This window comes from Streptococcus sp. CCH8-H5, from assembly GCF_001556505.1.
Lineage (GTDB): Bacteria > Bacillota > Bacilli > Lactobacillales > Streptococcaceae > Streptococcus.
Genome location: NZ_LSIZ01000107.1, coordinates 51148 through 67981, shown reverse-complemented (window position 1 = coordinate 67981; position 16834 = coordinate 51148). Strand labels below are relative to the sequence as shown.

Annotated in this window: 8 protein-coding genes; 7 read left to right on the top strand and 1 reads right to left on the bottom strand. The window is 42.0% G+C overall.

Annotation, left to right across the window (positions count from 1 at the left end):
• The first annotated feature begins 27 nt into the window (after positions 1-27).
• The 4 genes from ilvD to ilvC all read left to right on the top strand — a co-directional run bounded on the left by ilvD (position 28) and on the right by ilvC (position 5149).
• Positions 28-1749: a dihydroxy-acid dehydratase gene (gene ilvD / locus AX663_RS06640; RefSeq protein ID WP_060973075.1), complete on the top strand. Its 1722-nt coding sequence runs from the start codon at positions 28-30 to the stop codon at positions 1747-1749.
• A 133-nt stretch (positions 1750-1882) separates the two neighbouring features.
• Complete coding sequence (locus AX663_RS06635; RefSeq protein WP_022496094.1) at positions 1883-3583, top strand: acetolactate synthase large subunit; 1701 nt, start codon at positions 1883-1885, stop codon at positions 3581-3583.
• Positions 3576-4052, top strand: a complete 477-nt coding sequence (gene ilvN, locus AX663_RS06630; protein ID WP_002887025.1) for an acetolactate synthase small subunit — start codon at positions 3576-3578, stop codon at positions 4050-4052. Before AX663_RS06635 ends, ilvN begins: the two co-directional genes overlap by 8 nt.
• Positions 4053-4126: 74 nt before the next feature.
• Positions 4127-5149, top strand: a complete 1023-nt coding sequence (gene ilvC / locus AX663_RS06625; RefSeq protein ID WP_002885764.1) for a ketol-acid reductoisomerase — start codon at positions 4127-4129, stop codon at positions 5147-5149.
• A 125-nt stretch (positions 5150-5274) separates the two neighbouring features.
• Here the strand turns inward: ilvC and tyrS are convergent, their stop codons facing one another.
• A complete protein-coding gene (gene tyrS, locus AX663_RS06620; protein ID WP_002885869.1) occupies positions 5275-6531 on the bottom strand; it encodes a tyrosine--tRNA ligase in 1257 nt (418 codons plus the stop codon).
• Positions 6532-6632: 101 nt separating this feature from the next.
• Here tyrS and pbp1b point away from each other — a divergent pair, with 101 nt between their 5' ends.
• The 3 genes from pbp1b to rpoC all read left to right on the top strand — a co-directional run bounded on the left by pbp1b (position 6633) and on the right by rpoC (position 16736).
• Positions 6633-9056 (top strand): penicillin-binding protein PBP1B, encoded by a 2424-nt coding sequence (gene pbp1b / locus AX663_RS06615; protein WP_060973074.1) that lies wholly within the window; start codon positions 6633-6635, stop codon positions 9054-9056.
• A gap of 359 nt (positions 9057-9415) precedes the next feature.
• The gene (rpoB, locus tag AX663_RS06610) at positions 9416-12997 is read left to right on the top strand and encodes a DNA-directed RNA polymerase subunit beta (protein ID WP_002885744.1); all 3582 of its coding nucleotides are present in this window, start codon (positions 9416-9418) and stop codon (positions 12995-12997) included.
• 100 nt (positions 12998-13097) lie between these two features.
• The gene (gene rpoC / locus AX663_RS06605) at positions 13098-16736 is read left to right on the top strand and encodes a DNA-directed RNA polymerase subunit beta' (RefSeq protein WP_002887020.1); all 3639 of its coding nucleotides are present in this window, start codon (positions 13098-13100) and stop codon (positions 16734-16736) included.
• The last annotated feature ends 98 nt before the right edge of the window (positions 16737-16834 follow it).

Below are 16834 nucleotides of genomic sequence, written 5' to 3'. Positions count from 1 at the left end.
GAAATTTTATAGATTGAAGGTAACATCATGAGAAGTGATATGATCAAAGTTGGTGTTGATAAGGCACCAGCACGCGGACTTTTGTATGCGACTGGGCAAGTTAAATCTGCCAATGATATGCAAAAGCCCTTCATTGCTATTTGTAACTCTTATATTGATATTGTTCCAGGGCATGTTCACTTGCGTGAATTGGCAGATATTGCCAAAGAAGCTATCCGTGAGGCTGGTGGTATTCCTTTTGAGTTTAATACCATTGGTGTGGACGATGGGATTGCCATGGGGCATATTGGGATGCGTTACAGTCTTCCATCTCGTGAATTGATTGCCGATTCTGCAGAAACAGTTATTAATGCCCACTGGTTTGACGGGGTTTTCTACATTCCTAACTGTGATAAGATTACACCAGGGATGATTTTGGCGGCTATGCGTACTAATGTGCCAGCAGTATTTTGTTCTGGTGGACCTATGAAGGGTGGCGTTGACATGACTGGTCATCAAGCGACGCTATCAAGTTTGTTTGAAGCTGTAGGTACCTATCAGGCTGGAGATATGAGCAAGGAAGAGCTCGATTATTTGGAGAAAAATGCTTGTCCAACTTGTGGTTCATGCTCAGGAATGTTTACCGCTAACTCAATGAACTGTTTGATGGAAGTTTTGGGCCTTGCCCTTCCAGGTAACGGTACTATCCTAGCTGTTTCAGATGAACGTCGTGAATTGGTTCGTCAAGCAGCCACAAAATTGATGGATAACATCAAAAATAATGTTCGCCCACGTGATATTGTGACCAAAGAAGCCATCGATGATGCGTTTGCTCTAGATATGGCCATGGGTGGTTCAACCAATACTGTTCTTCATACTCTTGCTATTGCGCATGAGGCCGGTATTGACTATGATCTTAAAGACATTAACGAGATTGCCAAGAAGACCCCTTATCTCTCTAAAATTGCACCTTCAAGTGTTTACACTATGCATGATGTCCATGAAGCTGGTGGTGTTCCAGCCATTATTAATCAGTTGATTAAAAAAGGAGCCATTAAAGGTGATCGTATTACAGTTACTGGTAAAACCTTGAAAGAAAATGTAGCTGGTGCTGAAATCAAAAATGAAGAAATTATCCATCCAATCGAGCATCCTATTTCACCAGTTGGTGGTTTGTCTATCCTTTACGGAAATATTGCTCAGGATGGAGCTGTAATCAAGGTTGGTGGTGTAGATCCATCTGTTAAAACTTTCCGCGGTAAAGCTATTTGTTGTGATTCACAAGATCAAGCCCTTGAGTTGATTGACAATGGAACAGTTAAGAAGGGTCATGTCGTTGTCATTCGTTATGAGGGTCCTCAGGGTGGACCTGGTATGCCAGAAATGTTGGCACCAACTTCTAAGATTGTCGGACGCGGTCTTGGTAAGGATGTGGCTCTGATTACGGATGGTCGTTTCTCAGGAGCGACTCGTGGTATTGCTATTGGTCACGTTTCTCCAGAAGCAGCAGAAGGTGGTAATATCGCCCTAATCGAAGATGGCGATGAAATCGTGATTGATCTTCCAAATCGTACCCTTGATCTACTTGTCGATGATGCAACCCTTGAAGAACGTCGCAAACATTTGAAACCTTTCAAATCAAAAATTTCAAGTGGTTGGTTGCGTCGCTATACAGCCTTTGCTAAATCAGCCAACGTCGGCGGAACTTTGATGAGTGACGAAGAATTCGAAGAACGTAAAGCAGAACGTCAAGCACAAGAAAAAAACTAAGAACATTCTTTCCGAAGAGTTTGTGATATTTTTCTCTGAAACCCTTGCAAATTTGGTTAAAAATGTTATCATAGTATACAAGGTTTTGAATTTTTAGACAATTCGAAAAAAACAACTACTGAAGGAGGTCCATGTGAAGAAAATTGAACTTGAAGAAGCACGCTCTGGTGCTGATTTGATTCTTGATACACTTCTTGAACTTGGGATTTCAACTATCTTTGGATATCCTGGCGGAGCGGTTCTTCCTTTGTATGATGCTATTTACAAAAATGACAAGATTAATCATATCTTATCTCGTCATGAGCAAGGAAGTCTGCACGAAGCTGAAGGTTATGCCAAATCAACTGGTAAACTCGGTGTTGCTCTTGTAACGAGTGGTCCTGGTGCCACTAATGCTATTACAGGGATTGCAGATGCTATGAGTGATAGCGTACCTCTCCTAGTCTTTACTGGTCAGGTAGCAACACCAGGTATTGGTAAGGATGCCTTCCAAGAGGCTGACATTGTCGGAATTACCATGCCGATTACAAAATACAATTATCAGATTCGCGATACAGCTGATATTCCTCGTATTATTAGGGAAGCGGTTCATATTGCAACAACTGGTCGTCCTGGTCCAGTTGTTATCGACCTCCCTAAAGATGTCGTAGCTAAGGAAACAGCCTTCATCAATGATCCTGAAATTAATCTTCCAAGTTACCAACCGACGCTAAGACCAAACGAAATGCAAATCAAGAAAATCTTGAAGCAGTTGGGTAAAGCTAAGAAGCCGGTTATTGTAGCTGGAGGTGGGGTGTCTTATTCTGAATCTGCTAAGGAGCTAGTTGCTTTTGCAGAACGCTACCAAATCCCAGTTGTCACAAGTCTTCTAGGACAAGGGACAATTGCTACTAGCCATCCCCTTTTCTTGGGTATGGGTGGTATGCACGGTTCATATGCGGCTAACATTGCTATGACCGATGCTGACTTTATGATTGCCATTGGTTGTCGTTTTGATGATCGTTTGACAGGTAATCCTAAAACATTTGCTAAGAATGCTAAGGTTGTCCATATTGATGTAGATCCAGCTGAGATTGGTAAAATTATTGCAGTGGACCTTCCAGTTGTTGGTGATGCCAAGCAAGCTCTTGAAATGCTCTTAGCAGAACCAGTGGTTCAGAATAACACTGAAAAATGGATTGAAAAAGTCACAAAAGACAAAGAACGTGTACGTTCTTACGATAAGAAAGAACGTATGGTACAGCCTCAGGCAGTTATCGAGCGTATCGGTGAATTGACTAAGGGTGATGCTGTTGTTGTTACTGACGTTGGTCAACATCAAATGTGGACAGCTCAATATTATCCATACCAAAATGAGCGTCAACTGGTGACCTCAGGTGGTCTTGGAACAATGGGATTCGGTGTCCCAGCAGCAATTGGTGCCAAAATTGCTAATCCTGATAAAGAAGTTATCCTCTTTGTTGGTGATGGTGGTTTCCAAATGACGAACCAAGAATTGGCTATCTTAAATATTTACAAGGTGCCAATCAAGGTTGTTATGTTGAACAACCACTCACTTGGTATGGTACGTCAATGGCAAGAGTCCTTCTACGAAGGGCGTACATCAGAGTCTGTCTTTGATACCCTTCCAGATTTCCAATTGATGGCTCAAGCTTATGGCATTAAGTCTTACAAGTTTGATAATCCAGAGACAATTGATCAGGATTTGGAAGTTATCAAGGAAGACGTGCCAATGTTCATCGAGGTGGATATCTCTCGTAAAGAGCATGTCTTGCCAATCGTTCCGGCTGGTAAGAGTAATCACGAAATGTTGGGGGTGAAGTTCAATGCGTAGAATGTTAACAGCTAAACTTCAGAACCGTTCGGGTGTCCTTAACCGCTTCACAGGTGTTCTTTCACGACGTCAAGTTAATATTGAAAGTATCTCTGTAGGGGCTTCTGAGGATCCTAACGTTTCACGTATTACGATTATTATTGATGTGAATTCTCAAAATGAAGTGGAACAAATCATCAAACAGCTTAATCGTCAGATTGATGTGATTCGTATCCGTGATATCACGGATCAGCCACACTTGGAACGTGAAGTTATCCTGGTTAAGGTGTCAGCACCAACTTCTAAGCGTGCTGAAATCTTGGCGATTATTCAACCTTTCCGTGCATCGGTGGTTGATGTGGCACCAAGCTCTATCACTATCCAGATGACTGGTGATGCTGAAAAGAGCGAGGCGCTTCTACGAGTTATTCGTCCTTACGGAATCAAGAATATCGCTCGTACGGGTGCTACTGGATTTACCCGTGATTAAAAATCCAACTTAAATTTGTTAACCCAGCCTTAAAAAGGCAATAAAATATTTTTTTAGAAAAGAGACATATTACTATGGCAGTTCAAATGGAATATGAAAAAGACGTAAAAGTAGCAGCACTTGACGGTAAAAAAATCGCCGTTATCGGTTACGGTTCACAAGGTCATGCACATGCACAAAACTTGCGTGATACAGGTCACGATGTGATCATCGGTGTTCGTCCAGGTAAATCATTTGATAAAGCTAAAGAAGATGGTTTTGATACTTACACAGTAGCAGAAGCAACTAAATTGGCTGACGTTATCATGATCTTGGCTCCAGACGAAATCCAACAAGAACTTTACGAAGCAGAAATTGCTCCAAACCTTGAAGCTGGTAATGCTGTTGGTTTTGCACACGGATTTAACATCCACTTTGAATTCATCAAAGTTCCTAAAGATGTTGATGTCTTCATGTGTGCTCCTAAAGGACCAGGTCACTTGGTACGTCGTACATTTGAAGAAGGTTTTGGTGTTCCTGCACTTTACGCAGTATACCAAGATGCTACAGGTAACGCTAAAGACATCGCTATGGACTGGTGTAAAGGTGTTGGTGCAGCACGTGTTGGTCTTCTTGAAACAACATATAAAGAAGAAACTGAAGAAGATTTGTTTGGTGAACAAGCAGTTCTTTGTGGTGGTTTGACTGCCCTTATCGAAGCTGGTTTTGAAGTCTTGACTGAAGCTGGATATGCTCCAGAATTGGCTTACTTTGAAGTGCTTCACGAAATGAAATTGATCGTTGACTTGATCTACGAAGGTGGATTCAAGAAAATGCGTCAATCAATTTCTAACACTGCTGAATTCGGTGACTACGTATCAGGTCCACGTGTTATCACTGAACAAGTGAAAGAAAACATGAAAGCAGTTCTTGCTGACATCCAAAACGGTAAATTCGCTAACGACTTCGTTAACGACTACAAAGCTGGACGTCCAAAACTTACTGCTTACCGTGAAGAAGCTGCTAACCTTGAAATCGAAAAAGTTGGTGCTGAATTGCGTAAAGCAATGCCATTCGTTGGTCAAAACGACGATGACGCATTCAAAATCTATAACTAATGTGATAGTCTCAAAAACCAGTCTAGTACTGGTTTTTTTGTGTTCTGAAGAGAGTAGTTGGGAATCCGACTGCTCTTTTTTGGTAAAAAAAACTCACTCCATTAAGGAGTGAGAATAGCTATAAATTAGTAAGTCAAGACAAAGTTTTTCTTCTTACCACGACGGATAACAGTAATTTCATTATCAATTTTATCTGCATCTGATAGAGTGTAATCCAAGTCTTGCACACGTTCACCATTGATGTAGATAGCACCGTTTTGTACATCTTCACGTGCTTGGCGTTTAGAAGGTGAAATCTTAGCGTTGACGAGAAGTTCAACGATGTTCAGATTTTCATCTGCTGAGATCTCATAAGTTGGGACACCGTTAAGGGCAACTTTAAGGTCGCGTGCTGAGAGAGCTTTAAGGTTACCAGCGAAGAGTTGTTCAGTGATGTGAACAGCTTGTTCGTAGGCCTCTTTACCGTGAACCAAAGTAACAACTTCACGAGCCAAAACCTTTTGTGCCAAACGTTGGTGACGAGCTTGATCAAATTCTTTACCGATTTCTTCGATTTCTTCAAGTGACAAGAAAGTGAAGATCTTCAAGAAGCGAACAGCATCATCATCCATAACATTGAGCCAAAATTGGTACATTTCGTAAGGTGTTGTTTTAGTAGCATCAAGCCAGACAGCGTTACCTTCAGATTTACCGAATTTTTTACCAGTTGAATCTGTGATAAGTGGCACTGTAATAACGTGTCCAGATTTATCTGCTTTACGACGCAAGAGCTCAGTACCTGCGGTCATGTTACCCCATTGGTCAGAACCACCAATTTGGAGGGTTACGCCGTACTTATCGTTGAGTTCATAGAAATCGTAACCTTGCATGATTTGGTAGGCAAACTCAGTGTAAGAGATACCTGTTTCGATACGTTTCTTAACAGATTCCTTACTCATCATGTAGTTAACTGTGAAGTATTTACCCACGTCACGCAAGAAATCGATGAAGCTGACTGAACCAAACCAATCATAGTTATTGACCATAACGGCTTTGTTGTCACCATTTTCAAAATCAAGGAAACGAGAGAGCTGACCTTGGATTTTTTCAACCCAACCTTCAACGGTTTCTTTGGTTTGGAGGCTACGTTCAGCATCTTTAAATGATGGGTCACCAATCAAACCTGTTGCACCACCAACGAGGGCGTAAGGTTTGTGCCCAGCCAATTGAAGTCGGCGACTTGTAAGGATAGCTACAAGGTGTCCAAGGTGGAGACTGTCTGCTGTTGGGTCATAACCAGTGTAGTATGAGACTGGTCCCTCTTCAAAGGCTTTTACAAGGGCTTCTTCATCTGTGGTTTGAAAAATCAAGCCACGTGCTTTTAGTTCTTCAAAAATTGTCATGATATTCTCCAGTAAAGTATATTCTGCACCATTATACCAAAAGAAAGTAGGCCTATGCAAGCTTTGTCAAAGTTTGTTATAATAGGCTTTGAGGTATTTCTATGAATTTTGAAAAAATAATAAATTATTTTAGACGACTAGGGCAGGCTATTCGCACAAGGTTTGCTGGTTTTAGGTCTAAAAGAGGGGATAAATCTTTTAATGAAAGGAAATCTACGACTGATTCTAAGTGGAATCGTAAGCAAGTGAGAAAGTCGACTGAGGACCGGATGACACTCTTAGACATGGGCGATGTTTTCTTAAAAACCTTAAAGCTCTTGTCTGATTTCTTTTATGTGGTTATTATCGTCCTTACCTTGTTCGGTGCAGGAATTGGTTTGGGGTATTTGGGGAGTCAAATTGAGTCTGTTCCGTCGATTAAGGACAAAACCTTGTTGAATCAGATTAGTGAGGTTAGTTTGGTATCTTCGATGAGCTATTCCGATTCTAAGAAGATTGCGGATATTGATACTGACTTGCTGAGAACACCTATTGAGAGTGATGCGATTTCTAACAATGTCAAAAATGCCATCATTGCGACTGAGGATGAAAATTTTAAGAAGCATAAGGGTGTTGTGCCAAAGGCAGTATTTAGGGCTTTGGTGTCATCAGTTTTGGGAGTCGGCTCTTCAAGTGGTGGTTCGACGCTAACGCAGCAGTTAATTAAGCAACAGGTAACAGGAGATGCACCAACCTTTAAACGTAAGGCGGCAGAGATTATCTATGCCTTACAATTGGAGCGTCGTGTTTCTAAAAATGAAATTTTAACCGATTATCTGAATGTTTCTCCTTTTGGACGTAATAACAAGGGGAAAAATATTGCTGGTATTGAGGAGGCTGCTCAAGGTATCTTTGGCGTATCTGCAGCGGATTTGACAGTTCCTCAGGCTGCCTATCTGGCAGGTTTGCCACAGAGCCCGATTGTCTACTCACCTTATACAGCTGATGGTCAATTAAAAAACGCAGAGGATCTATCTTATGGCTTGGCACGTCAACAAGATGTACTCTACAATCTTTATCGTGGCGGCTATCTTGATAAGTCGCAGTACGAAAGCTATAAGGATTATGATATCACTAAAGATTTCAAGGCTGGTGAGAAATCTGATGCCGTAAGTCATGACTATTTGTACTATTCTGTCATGTCTGAGGCTCAGGATGTCATGTATGATTACCTCGTTAAACGTGACAAGGTATCGAGTCAAGATTTGAAAAATGATAAGACAAAGGAAAGCTATCGTGAGAGAGCCCTTCAAGAGCTCCAAACCGGTGGCTACAGCGTTAAGACAACTATTGATAATGCAGTTTATAATGCGATGCAAGATGCTGCGAGTCAATATGGTGGTCTCCTCGACCAGGGTGGCAATAGTGGGGTTGAAGTCGGAAATGTGCTCATGGATAATGCGACTGGAGCAATTCTAGGATTTGTTGGTGGTCGTAGTTACGAAAATAATCAAAATAACCATGCCTTTGATACGGCACGTTCTCCGGGATCTACAATTAAGCCTATTATTTCTTATGGAATTGCTATTGATCAAGGTTTGATGGGTAGCTCAAGTATCCTTTCTAACTACCCAACTAATTTTACGGGTGGAACGCCTATTCTCCATGATGGTGATAAGGGTACAGCTATGATGAACCTCCAAGAGGCACTCAATACCTCATGGAACATTCCAGCCTTTTGGACTTATCAAATGCTTCAACGTCATGATGTTGATGTTGAGGGTTACATGACCAAGATGGGTTATAAGATTGCTAATTACAATATCGAGAGTTTACCTCTTGGTGGAGGGATTGAAACCACGGTTGCCCAACAGGTAAATGCCTATCAAATGCTTTCAAATGGTGGCGTCTATGAGAAGGGCTATATGATTGATAGTATTACCGACCGGACTGGCGAAGTTATCTATCAGCATAAATCTGAAGGGGTTCAGGTCTTTTCAAGAGCTACGGCTAGCATCATGGATAACTTGCTCAAAGAAGTGGTAGTTAAGGGAGCAACAACTCAATTTCATTCTGAATTGAAAAATGTCAATGGTGCAGCAGCCTCAGCGGACTGGATGGGTAAAACAGGAACGACAAATAATTTTGTAGATTCTTGGTTGATCGTCTCAACGCCTGGTATTACTCTTGGTGGTTGGGCTGGTTATGACAACAATGCACCTACCAATTCTAAAACGGGTTACATATATAATTCCCAATATATGGCTCGTTTGACTTCCGCTATCTATAATGCTAATCCAGGTATTTTTAAAACGGGAGATAAGTTTAATATCGATTCAAGTGCCATTAAGGCAAGTGTGCTCAAATCAACAGGTCTTAAACCAGCAACAGTGTCTGTCAATGGTCGTAATGTTTCTGTAAGTGGTGAAATGGTTGATACTTACTGGGCTAAAAATGGACCTGGAGATACGACCTACAAGTTTGCTATTGGTGGAACTGATAGTGATTATCAAAAAGCCTGGTCTAGCATTCTTGGAGGGCATTAGGAATTACCAAGAAAACTTGCAAAAAAGCAAAAAATTAGGTATAATATAGACAACTATTTGTCGTCTTACTTGGTTGAAATATTGTCCAATCAAGAGATACAGCAGTTAAATCAACGTTTTTTCGGTCAGATTTAGCTGCTATTTTTGTGCTTATTTTTAGGATTTTCAAGTGTTGTAATGCATATTTAAACGTTCTAAAAATTCACAAAATAAATTTTTCGCTTATCATTAATCAGCTAAGTGGATCTTGGTGTTTGATCACTTGTCAATGGGACAAGCAACTGAAAAAGGCAGAAGACAAATATTTAAAGTGCACGACTTGCAAAGCAGGTCTCGAATGTAGAAAAGGAGTAGAAGACTTGGCAGGACATGACGTTCAATACGGGAAACATCGTACCCGTCGTAGTTTTTCAAGAATCAAAGAAGTTCTTGATTTACCAAACTTGATTGAAATCCAAACGGATTCATTCAAAGAATTCTTGGATACTGGTCTTAAAGAGGTTTTTGAGGATGTACTTCCTATCTCAAACTTCACAGACACTATGGAATTGGAATTCGTTGGTTACGAATTGAAAGAGCCTAAGTATACACTTGAAGAAGCTCGTATCCACGATGCATCATACTCAGCACCTATCTTTGTGACTTTCCGTCTTATTAACAAAGAAACTGGTGAAATCAAAACTCAGGAAGTCTTCTTCGGAGATTTCCCTATTATGACTGAGATGGGTACTTTCATCATCAATGGTGGTGAACGTATTATCGTTTCTCAGTTGGTGCGCTCACCTGGTGTTTACTTTAACGATAAGGTTGATAAAAACGGTAAAGTGGGTTATGGATCAACAGTTATCCCTAACCGTGGGGCATGGCTTGAGCTTGAAACAGATTCAAAAGACATCGCCTACACTCGTATCGACCGTACACGTAAGATTCCATTCACAACGCTTGTGCGTGCGCTTGGATTCTCAGGTGATGACGAAATTGTTGATATCTTTGGTGATAGCGAGTTGGTTCGTAACACCATTGAAAAAGATATCCACAAAAACCCAGCAGATTCACGTACTGATGAAGCGCTTAAAGAAATTTATGAACGTCTTCGTCCAGGTGAACCAAAAACTGCCGACAGCTCACGTAGCTTGCTTGTAGCTCGTTTCTTTGATCCACGTCGTTATGACTTGGCTGCTGTTGGTCGTTACAAAGTCAACAAAAAACTTAACATCAAGACACGTCTTTTGGGACAAACAATTGCTGAAAACTTGGTAGATCCTGAAACAGGTGAAATCCTTGTTGAAGCTGGTACTGAAATGACACGTGATGTGATTGATTCAATCGCAGAATACTTGGATGGTGATTTGAACAAATTTGTATACACACCAAACGATTATGCGGTGGTTACAGAACCTGTTGTTCTTCAAAAATTCAAGGTTGTTGCACCAAATGATCCAGATCGTGTGGTTACAATTGTTGGTAATGCCAACCCAGATGACAAAGTTCGTGCTTTGACAACAGCAGATATCTTGGCTGAAATGAGCTACTTCCTCAACCTTGCTGAAGGTATCGGTAAAGTTGACGATATCGACCACCTTGGTAACCGTCGTATCCGTGCTGTTGGTGAATTGCTTGCTAACCAATTCCGTATTGGTTTGGCTCGTATGGAACGTAACGTACGTGAGCGTATGTCAGTTCAAGATAACGAAGTCTTGACACCACAACAAATCATCAATATTCGCCCTGTAACTGCAGCTGTTAAAGAATTCTTCGGTTCTTCACAGTTGTCACAGTTCATGGACCAACACAACCCATTGTCAGAGTTGTCACACAAACGTCGTTTGTCAGCCTTGGGACCTGGTGGTTTGACACGTGACCGTGCCGGATATGAAGTTCGTGACGTGCACTACACGCACTACGGTCGTATGTGTCCAATTGAAACACCTGAAGGACCTAACATCGGTTTGATCAATAACTTGTCTTCATACGGACACCTTAACAAGTATGGTTTCATTCAAACACCATACCGTAAGGTTGACCGTGCAACTGGTAAAGTAACCAACGAAGTAGTTTGGTTGACTGCCGACGAAGAAGATGAGTACACAGTTGCTCAGGCTAACTCTAAATTGAACGAAGATGGAACATTTGCAGAAGAAATCGTTATGGGTCGTCATCAAGGTAATAACCAAGAGTACCCATCACACCTTGTAGATTTCGTGGATGTTTCTCCTAAACAGGTAGTTGCCGTTGCGACAGCATGTATTCCTTTCTTGGAAAACGATGACTCTAACCGTGCCCTCATGGGTGCCAACATGCAACGTCAGGCTGTGCCTTTGATTGACCCTAAAGCACCTTATGTTGGTACTGGTATGGAATATCAAGCTGCCCACGATTCAGGAGCTGCAGTTATCGCTCAACACGACGGTAAAGTTGTCTACTCTGATGCTGATAAAGTTGAAGTTCGTCGTGAAGATGGTTCTCTTGATGTTTATACTATTCAAAAATTCCGTCGTTCAAACTCAGGTACTGCCTATAACCAACGTACTTTGGTTAAGGTTGGCGATATTGTTGAAAAAGGTGACTTTATCGCTGACGGTCCATCTATGGAAGGTGGAGAAATGGCCCTCGGTCAAAACCCTATCGTCGCTTACATGACATGGGAAGGTTACAACTTCGAGGATGCCGTTATCATGAGTGAGCGTCTTGTGAAAGATGACGTTTATACATCTGTTCACTTGGAAGAGTTCGAATCAGAAACACGCGATACAAAGCTTGGGCCTGAAGAAATTACACGTGAATTGCCAAACGTTGGTGAAGAAGCTCTCAAAGACCTTGACGAAATGGGTATTATCCGTATCGGTGCTGAGGTTAAAGAAGGTGACATTCTTGTTGGTAAGGTAACACCTAAGGGTGAAAAAGACCTTTCTGCTGAAGAACGTCTTCTCCATGCTATCTTTGGTGATAAATCTCGTGAAGTACGTGATACCTCACTCCGTGTACCTCACGGTGGTGATGGTGTCGTTCGTGATGTTAAAATCTTCACACGTGCAAACGGTGATGAATTGCAATCAGGTGTTAACATGCTTGTTCGTGTTTACATCGCTCAAAAACGTAAGATTAAGGTCGGAGATAAGATGGCCGGTCGTCACGGTAACAAAGGGGTTGTTTCTCGTATTGTTCCTGTTGAAGACATGCCTTACCTTCCAGACGGTACACCAGTTGATATCATGTTGAACCCTCTTGGGGTGCCATCACGTATGAACATCGGTCAGGTTATGGAACTTCACCTTGGTATGGCTGCTCGTAACTTGGGTATCCACATCGCAACACCAGTCTTTGACGGGGCAAGCTCAGAAGACCTCTGGGATACTGTTCGTGAAGCAGGTATGGATAGTGATGCTAAGACAATCCTTTACGATGGACGTACAGGTGAACCATTTGATAACCGTGTATCAGTTGGTGTCATGTACATGATCAAACTTCACCACATGGTTGATGATAAACTTCATGCTCGTTCAGTAGGTCCTTACTCACTTGTTACCCAACAACCTCTTGGTGGTAAAGCGCAATTTGGTGGACAACGTTTCGGTGAGATGGAGGTTTGGGCCCTTGAAGCTTATGGTGCATCAAATATCCTTCAAGAAATCTTGACTTACAAGTCAGATGACGTTAACGGACGTTTGAAAGCCTATGAAGCCATCACTAAAGGTAAACCAATTCCAAAACCAGGTGTACCAGAATCATTCCGAGTACTCGTTAAAGAATTGCAATCACTTGGTCTTGATATGCGTGTCCTTGATGAGGATGATTACGAAGTTGAATTGCGTGATCTTGATGAAGGTGAAGATGACGATGTCATGCACGTCGATGATCTTGAAAAAGCACGTGTACAACAAGCCAAAGAAGCTGCTGAATTAGAAAAAGCTAAAGAAGAAGCTTCAGATAAAACAGAATAAAATAAGCTTTAGAGAGGGAGTTCACACTCTCTGCTAAGGTAGCTGATAAAGGTGAGAATAGCGCTGCTATTGTCAATAGAACAAAAGAAAGGTAATACTAGTGGTTGACGTAAATCGATTCAAAAGTATGCAAATCACACTAGCTTCACCAACTAAGGTCCGTTCATGGTCTTATGGTGAAGTTAAGAAACCTGAAACAATCAACTACCGTACGCTCAAACCAGAACGCGAAGGTCTCTTCGACGAAGTAATCTTTGGTCCTACTAAAGACTGGGAATGTGCGTGTGGGAAATACAAACGTATTCGTTATAAAGGTATCGTTTGTGACCGCTGTGGTGTTGAAGTAACACGTGCTAAGGTTCGCCGTGAACGTATGGGTCACATCGAGTTGAAAGCACCAGTATCACACATCTGGTACTTCAAGGGAATCCCTTCTCGTATGGGATTGACTTTGGACATGAGCCCTCGTGCGCTTGAAGAAGTTATCTACTTCGCAGCTTACGTGGTTATCGATCCAAAGGAAACACCACTTGAACCAAAATCTCTCTTGACAGAACGTGAATATCGTGAAAAATTGCAAGAGTATGGACATGGTTCATTTGTCGCTAAAATGGGTGCAGAAGCTATCCAAGATCTCTTGAAACAAGTGGATTTGGAAGCTGAAATTGCTGAACTCAAAGAAGAGTTGAAGACAGCAACTGGTCAAAAACGTGTTAAAGCTGTGCGTCGTTTGGACGTTCTTGATGCCTTCTATAAGTCTGGTAACAAACCAGAATGGATGGTTCTTAACATTTTGCCAGTATTGCCACCAGACCTTCGTCCAATGGTTCAATTGGATGGTGGACGCTTTGCGGCATCTGACTTGAACGATCTTTATCGTCGTGTTATCAACCGTAACAACCGTTTGGCTCGTTTGCTTGAATTGAATGCTCCAGGTATCATCGTGCAAAACGAAAAACGTATGTTGCAAGAAGCGGTAGATGCCCTTATCGATAATGGACGTCGTGGTCGTCCAATTACTGGACCAGGTAGTCGTCCACTTAAATCTTTGAGCCACATGCTTAAAGGTAAACAAGGTCGTTTCCGTCAAAACTTGCTTGGTAAACGTGTTGACTTCTCTGGACGTTCCGTTATCGCCGTTGGTCCAACACTTAAAATGTATCAATGTGGTGTGCCACGTTTGATGGCCATCGAACTTTTCAAACCATTTGTAATGCGTGAAATCGTTGCGCGTGAATACGCGGGTAACGTGAAAGCCGCTAAACGTATGGTTGAACGTGGCGATGAACGTATTTGGGATATTCTTGAAGATGTTATCAAGGAACACCCAGTACTTCTTAACCGCGCACCTACCCTCCACCGTTTGGGGATCCAGGCCTTTGAACCAGTCTTGATTGATGGTAAGGCCCTTCGTCTTCACCCATTGGTATGTGAGGCCTACAATGCCGACTTTGACGGTGACCAAATGGCCATCCACGTTCCATTGTCTGAAGAAGCTCAAGCTGAAGCACGTTTGCTCCTTCTTGCGGCTGAACACATCCTTAACCCTAAAGACGGTAAACCGGTCGTAACGCCATCTCAGGATATGGTTCTTGGTAACTACTACTTGACTATGGAAGAAGAAGGCCGTGAGGGTGAAGGTATGGTCTTCAAGGATATTGATGAGGCAGTTATGGCTTATCGTAATGGTTATGTTCACTTGCATAGCCGTGTCGGTATCGCAGTAGACAGTATGCCTGATAAACCTTGGAAAGAAAACCAACTTCACAAGATTTTGGTTACAACTGTTGGTAAGATCCTCTTTAACTCAATCATCCCAGCAGAAATTCCATATCTTCAAGAAACAACAAATGAGAACTTGACAGATAGTACACCAGATAAGTACTTCCTTGAACCAGGTCAAGATATCCAAACAGTTATTGATAGTTTGGAAATTAATGCACCATTCAAGAAGAAAAATCTTGGTAACATCATCGCTGAAACCTTCAAACGTCTTCGTACGACTGAAACATCAGCCTTCCTTGACCGTTTGAAAGACCTTGGTTATTACCACTCAACACTTGCTGGTTTGACAGTGGGTATCGCCGATATCCCAGTTATCGATAACAAACAAGAAATTATCGATGCTGCTCACCACCGTGTCGAAGAAATTAACAAGGCCTTCCGTCGTGGTTTGATGACAGATGATGACCGTTATGTTGCTGTTACAACAACATGGCGTGAAGCGAAAGAAGCCCTTGAAAAACGTCTGATTGAGACACAAGATCCTAAGAACCCAATCGTTATGATGATGGACTCAGGAGCTCGTGGTAACATCTCTAACTTCTCTCAACTTGCCGGTATGCGTGGTTTGATGGCCGCTCCTAACGGACGTATCATGGAATTGCCTATCCTTTCAAACTTCCGTGAAGGTTTGAGCGTTTTGGAAATGTTCTTCTCTACTCACGGTGCGCGTAAAGGTATGACCGATACGGCCCTTAAGACAGCCGACTCAGGTTACCTTACTCGTCGTTTGGTTGACGTTGCCCAAGATGTTATCATCCGTGAAGACGACTGTGGAACAGACCGTGGTCTTCTCATCCGTGCGATTACTGATGGTAAAGAAGTTACGGAAACACTTGAAGAACGTCTTCAAGGTCGTTACACTAAGAAATCAGTTAAGAATCCTACAACAGGTGAAGTAATCGTAGGTCCAGATACTTTGATTACTGAAGACATGGCTGCTGCTATTGTCAATGCTGGTGTTGAAGAAGTAACTATCCGTTCAGTCTTTACATGTAACACACGTCACGGTGTCTGCCGTCACTGTTACGGTATCAACTTGGCAACAGGTGATGCGGTTGAAGTTGGTGAAGCAGTTGGTACTATCGCCGCTCAATCTATCGGGGAACCTGGTACACAGCTTACTATGCGTACCTTCCACACCGGTGGGGTAGCCTCAAACACCGATATCACACAGGGTCTTCCACGTATCCAGGAAATCTTTGAAGCACGTAACCCTAAAGGGGAAGCGGTTATCACTGAAGTTAAAGGTACTGTTATTGAAATCGAAGAAGATGCCGCAACACGTACTAAGAAAGTCTTCGTTCAAGGTAAGACTGGAATGGGTGAATACGTTGTTCCATTTACAGCTCGTATGAAAGTTGAAGTGGGTGACGAAGTACACCGTGGTGCAGCCTTGACAGAAGGGTCAATCCAACCTAAACGTCTCCTTGAAGTGCGTGATACCTTGTCAGTTGAAACTTATCTTCTTGCAGAAGTACAAAAAGTTTACCGTAGCCAAGGGGTAGAAATCGGTGACAAACACGTCGAAGTAATGGTTCGTCAAATGCTTCGTAAAGTACGTGTTATGGATCCAGGTGATACAGATCTCCTTCCAGGTACACTTATGGACATTTCTGACTTCACAGATGCTAACAAGGATATTGTTATCTCTGGTGGTGTTCCTGCAACATCTCGTCCAGTCCTTCTTGGTATTACGAAAGCCTCACTTGAAACAAATTCATTCTTGTCAGCGGCTTCCTTCCAAGAAACAACACGTGTGCTTACAGATGCAGCTATCCGTGGTAAGAAAGACCATCTCCTTGGTCTTAAAGAAAATGTTATCATTGGTAAGACTATTCCTGCTGGTACAGGTATGGCTCGTTACCGTAACATTGAACCACTTTCAGTTAACGAAGTTGAAGTTATTGAAAACATTGCTGTTGATGAAGCAATTGTGGAATCATCTGAAGACTAAAACGAAATCAAAAGAACTCACAATGAATTGTGAGTTCTTTTCGTATTTATATGACTAGAATTTCTTCAATGATTGATAAATATAAAATATAAGACCAT